The organism is Kitasatospora sp. NPDC059817, assembly GCF_042731835.1.
Lineage (GTDB): Bacteria > Actinomycetota > Actinomycetes > Streptomycetales > Streptomycetaceae > Kitasatospora.
This window is the reverse complement of sequence record NZ_JBHWIR010000146.1, coordinates 1-5,033: the sequence shown is the minus strand read 5'-3', so window position 1 is coordinate 5,033 and position 5,033 is coordinate 1. Positions and strand designations below refer to the sequence as shown.

Annotated in this window: 2 protein-coding genes; both read left to right on the top strand. The window is 73.1% G+C overall.

The features are described 5' to 3' along the window. Nucleotides 1–169 precede the first annotated feature (169 nt). On the top strand, nucleotides 170–2,614 hold the full coding sequence (locus tag ACFV61_RS26190; RefSeq protein ID WP_380494227.1) for a discoidin domain-containing protein: 2,445 nt from the start codon (nucleotides 170–172) through the stop codon (nucleotides 2,612–2,614). Between the two features lie 84 nt (nucleotides 2,615–2,698). Then, on the top strand, nucleotides 2,699–5,033 hold a 2,335-nt coding region (locus ACFV61_RS26185; protein WP_380494225.1), incomplete at its 3' end, for a glycoside hydrolase family 38 C-terminal domain-containing protein.

Sequence of the window (5,033 nt, the reverse complement as noted above, 5' to 3'; positions counted from 1 at the left end):
GCGCGCGCCGCCCCCCCGGGCCGCCGCGCCCCCCCCCCCCGCGGCCCCCCCCCGCCCCCCCCCCCCCCGCGGTCGCCCCGCCTCCGCGCGCACCGCCACGCCCACATGCACCCGGACCGTCCACGCCGACGGCCCGCCCCCACCCACCTCCGCTCGATCGGAGCCACGCATGTCACGACGGATACCCCTGCTGCTCAGCGCCGCCCTCGCGGCCGCCGTGCTGGGCGCCGCCCCCGCCGCCCACGCCGGGCCGCAGGCGCCCACCACCCCGACCGCCAGTACGCCCGGCACCCAGCCCTACGCCTCGTACTGGTACCCCTCCACCATCCTCAACTGGGACCCGGCCACCGACCCGGACGCCCGCTTCAACCGCTCCAGCGTCCCGCTCCAGCCGCGCACCAGCGACCCCGCCCTCAAGGCCAACCCCAACGCCCGCACCGGCGAAGGGAAGGTCGCCTCCCTGGTCTCCTTCGGGCCCACCTCCAACAACCCCTCCCAGGGCTCCGCCGACCCCAACTACTACGCCTTCGGCTACTGGCAGTACGTCGACAAGCTGGTCTTCTGGGGCGGCTCGGCCGGCGAGGGCCTGATCCTCGCCCCCAACCCGACCGTCATCGACGCCGCCCACCGCAACGGCGTCAAGGTCTACGGCACCGTCTTCTTCCCGCCCGCCGCCTACGGCGGTCAGCTCCAGTGGCTCCGCGACTTCGTCCAGAAGTCCGGCAACAGCTACCCCGTCGCCGACAAGCTCGCCCAGGCCGCCCAGTACTACGGCTTCGACGGCTGGTTCATCAACCAGGAGACCGGCGGCGGGGATTCGGCCCTCGCCACCGAAGTGCGCAACCTCATGCAGTACAGCAAGGCCAAGAGCGGCACCGAGTTCATGTGGTATGACGCCATGACCACCTCCGGCTCGGTCAACTGGCAGAACGCCCTCACCTCCGCCAACTCCCCGTTCCTTCAGGACGGTTCGAAGCGCACCTCGGACTCGATGTTCCTGAACTTCAACTGGAGCTCCGGCGGCCTGAACTCCTCCCGCGCACTGGCCCGGCAACTCGGCCGCAGCGAGTACGACCTCTACTCCGGCATCGACACCGAGGCCAACGGCTACAACACCGGCGTCGACTGGAACTCCCTCTTCCCGGCCGGCCGGCCGCACACCACCTCGCTCGGCCTCTACCGGCCCGAATGGACCTGGAAGTCCGCCACCGACCGGGCCGACTTCTACGCCAAGGACGCCCGCTACTGGGTCGGCGCCAACAACGACCCGTCCAAGGCCAACCCCGCCGACAACTGGCCCGGCCTGGCCGGCTACGTCGCCGAGTCCTCGCCGATCACCGCCAAGCCCTTCGTCACCAACTTCAACACCGGGCAGGGGGACTTCTACAACTCCGCCGGCACCCGGGTCGCCACCGGCGGCTGGAACAACCTGTCCCTCCAGGACGTCCCGCCGACCTACCGGTGGATGGTCGACTCCAGCGGCAGCCGGCTCACCCCGTCCGTCGACTTCACCGACGCCTACCAGGGCGGCTCCTCGCTGCGCCTCACCGGCACCCTGGACGCCGCCAACACCGTGCGGCTGTACGAGACCAAACTGCCCGTCGCCGCGAACACCAAGCTGGACCTGGTCGTCAAGACCCCGGCCGCCGGGCCCACCAAGCTCAAGGCCGCGGTCTCCTTCACCGACGCGCCGAACAGCTTCACCACGATCGACGTCGGCGCCAACTCCGGTACCGGGTGGGAGCGGCACACCCTCGACCTCGCCCCGTACGCGGGCCGCACCATCGCCCAGGTCGCCCTCCGGGCCGACGGCACCGACCCCGCCTACGACGTGCGGATCGGCCAGATCTCCATCCACGACGGCGAGGTGGGCGCCCCGGCGGCGCCCAGCGGCCTCACCGTCCTCGGCGCGAGCGACGTGACGGCGGGCTCCAGCCAGTCGCTGCGGCTCTCCTGGACGGCCGCGCCCGGCGGCGACGTCCACCACTACGAGGTGTACCGGCGCAACGCCGACGGCAGCCGGACCTTCCTCGGCGCGACCCCCAACGACGCGTACTACGTCGGGCGGCTCGACCGGGCCGGCACCGAGGACGCCACCACCCTCGACGTCGAGGCCGTCTCCACCACCTACGGCCGCTCCACCGCCGCCTCCACCACCGTCGGCTGGACGGGCACGCCGCCCGCGACCGGCGGCAACCTGGCGCTGAACCGCCCGGCCACCGCCTCCGGCCAGTGCAACGCCAACGAAGGCCCGGCCAAGGCCGTCAACGGCACCGTCAACGGCGGCACCGGCGACAAGTGGTGCAGCCTGAACAGCTCCAAGTGGCTTGAGGTGGACCTCGGTTCGGCCAAGCAGCTGTCCAGGTTCGTGGTCAAGCACGCGGGCGCGGGCGGCGAGAGCGCGGCCTTCAACACCCGCGACTTCTCGATCCAGGTCCGCTCGAACACCACCGACCCCTGGACGACGGTCGCCGACGTCACCGGCAACACCGCGGGCACCACCACCCACCCGGTGACCACCACCGCCCGCTACGTCCGGCTGGTCGTCACCAAGCCCACCCAGAACACCGACCCGGCCGCCCGCATCTACGAGTTCGAGGCCTGGGGCCAGTAGCCGGGCACGCCGGCAACTCCCGCCGGGCGCGCGGCAACCGACCCCGCGCCCGGCCCCCGTACCTGCACCGAAAGGACCCTCCCCGTGCCGGTCACCATCACCGCCGTCGAGAACACCGACCTCTTCACCGGTCCCGAGGAAGCCCCGCGCCAACTGCTGCGGGTCACCCTCGACGGCCCGGCCGCCCGGATCACCGTCAGCGGTCCGGGTGTGCGCGGCGAGGCGACCGGCACGGGGCTGGTCGAAGTCCCGCTGGAGCTCACCGGCGCCCCCGAGCCGGGCACCCAACTCCCCGTCACCGTCGAGGCGGAGGGCGCCTGCGTGGACGCCCTGGTGGAGGTCGCCGAGCCCGGCTGGACGATGTTCCTGGTCTCGCACTTCCACTACGACCCGGTCTGGTGGAACACCCAGGCCGCCTACACCTCCCCCTGGGAACTGCTCTCCGCCGACGCCACCACCCGGCCCCTCTGGGAGCGCAACGGCTTCGCGCTCGTCGACGCGCACATGGACCTCGCGCTGCGGGACCCGGTGTACAAGTTCGTCCTCGCCGAAGTCGACTACCTCAAGCCGTACTTCGACCAGCACCCCGAGCGCCGCGAGACCCTGCGCACGCTGCTGGAGCGCGGCCAGGTCGAACTCGTCGGCGGCACCTACAACGAGCCCAACACCAACCTCACCGGCGCCGAGACCACCATCCGCAACCTCGTCTACGGCATCGGCTACCAGCGCGACATCCTCGGCGGCGACCCGCAGACCGCCTGGCAGCTCGACGTGTTCGGGCACGACCCGCAGTTCCCCGGCCACCTGGCCGCGGCCGGCCTCACCGGCAGCGCCTGGGCCCGCGGCCCCTTCCACCAATGGGGCCCGATCCAGAAGAACTTCCGCGAGGCCAAGGACGACGCCCGGGTGATGCAGTTCCCGAGCGAGTTCGAGTGGATCGCCCCCTCCGGCGAGGGCGTGCTCACCCACTACATGCCGCACCACTACTCGGCCGGCTGGTGGATGGACTCCTCCCCGGACCTCGCCACCGCCGAACAGGCCGTCTACGAGCTGTACCGCAAGCTCAAGCCCGTCGGCGCGACCAGGAACCTGCTGCTGCCCGTCGGCACCGACTACACCCCGCCCAACAAGTGGGTCACCGAGATCCACCGCTCCTGGGCCGCCAAGTACCTCTGGCCGCGCTTCGTCTGCGCCACCCCGCGCGACTTCCTCGACGCAGTCCGGGCCGAACTCGCCGCCACCGGCCGCCGGCCCAGCCCGCAGACCCGCGACATGAACCCGGTCTACACCGGCAAGGACGTCTCGTACATCGACACCAAGCAGGCCCAGCGGGCCGGCGAGGTCGCCGCCGCCGACGCCGAGAAGCTCGCCACCCTCGCCGCCGTCCACGGCCTCGGGCAGTACCCGACCGCCGCCCTCGACAAGGTCTGGCGCCAACTCGCCTACGGCGCCCACCACGACGCCATCACCGGCTCCGAGTCCGACCAGGTCTACCTCGACCTGCTCGGCGGCTGGCGCGAGGCGCACGACCTGGCGGCCGCCGTCCGGGACGAGGCGCTGGACGCGCTGACCGCGCGGATCTCCACCGCCGGCGTCGGCTCGGCCGCCGACGCAGGGTCGGCCGACTCGGCTGTGGTCGTCACCAACACGCTCTCCTTCGACCGGACCGACCTGGTCGTCGTCCAACTGCCCCCGCGGACCGGGGCGGTACGGGTGCTCGACGACCGGGGCGAGCCCGTGCCGAGCACCGTCGACCGGGGGGCCCTGCGCTTCCTCGCCGCCGACGTCCCCGCGCTCGGCTGGCGCACCTGGCGGCTGGTGGAGGGCCCGGCGGCGGAGCCCTGGACGGCGGCCGAGGGCGTGGTGATCAGCAACGACCGCTACCGGGTGAGCGCCGACCCCGTCCGTGGCGGCGGCCTGTCCTCCGTCCACGACCTGCTGCACGACCGGGAGTTGATCCAGGGCGGCCGGATCGGCAACGAACTGCGGGTCTACGAGGAGTACCCGCAGCACCCCGACTTCGGCGAGGGCCCCTGGCACCTGGTGCCCAGCGGACCGGTGCGCGGCTCCGGCACGGCCCCGGCCGACGTGCGCCGCGAGACCGGCCCGCTCGGCGAGCGGCTGGTGATCGGCGGCACCGTCGACGGGATCCGCTACGAGCAGACCGTCACCCTGTGGCGCGGCCTCGACCGGGTCGACTGCCGCACCCGGGTCGTCGACTACTCCGGCGCCGACCGACTGCTGCGGCTGCGCTTCCCCGTCGACCTGCCCGGCGCGCTGCCGGTCAGCGAGGTCGCCGGCGCCGTCGTCGGGCCGGCGGTGCCCCCCCCCCGCCGCAGGAACACCCGCGCGCCCGGGAGCCGAGTCCAACCCCCCCCCAACAGCGTGGGCGCGCCGCCCCCCCCCCCCCGCCCGCCCC

Bases quoted from the DNA above. Each gene is read 5' to 3' on its own strand.
- ACFV61_RS26190 (WP_380494227.1), top strand. From the start codon at position 170: ATGTCACGACGGATACCCCTGCTGCTCAGCGCCGCCCTCGCGGCCGCC.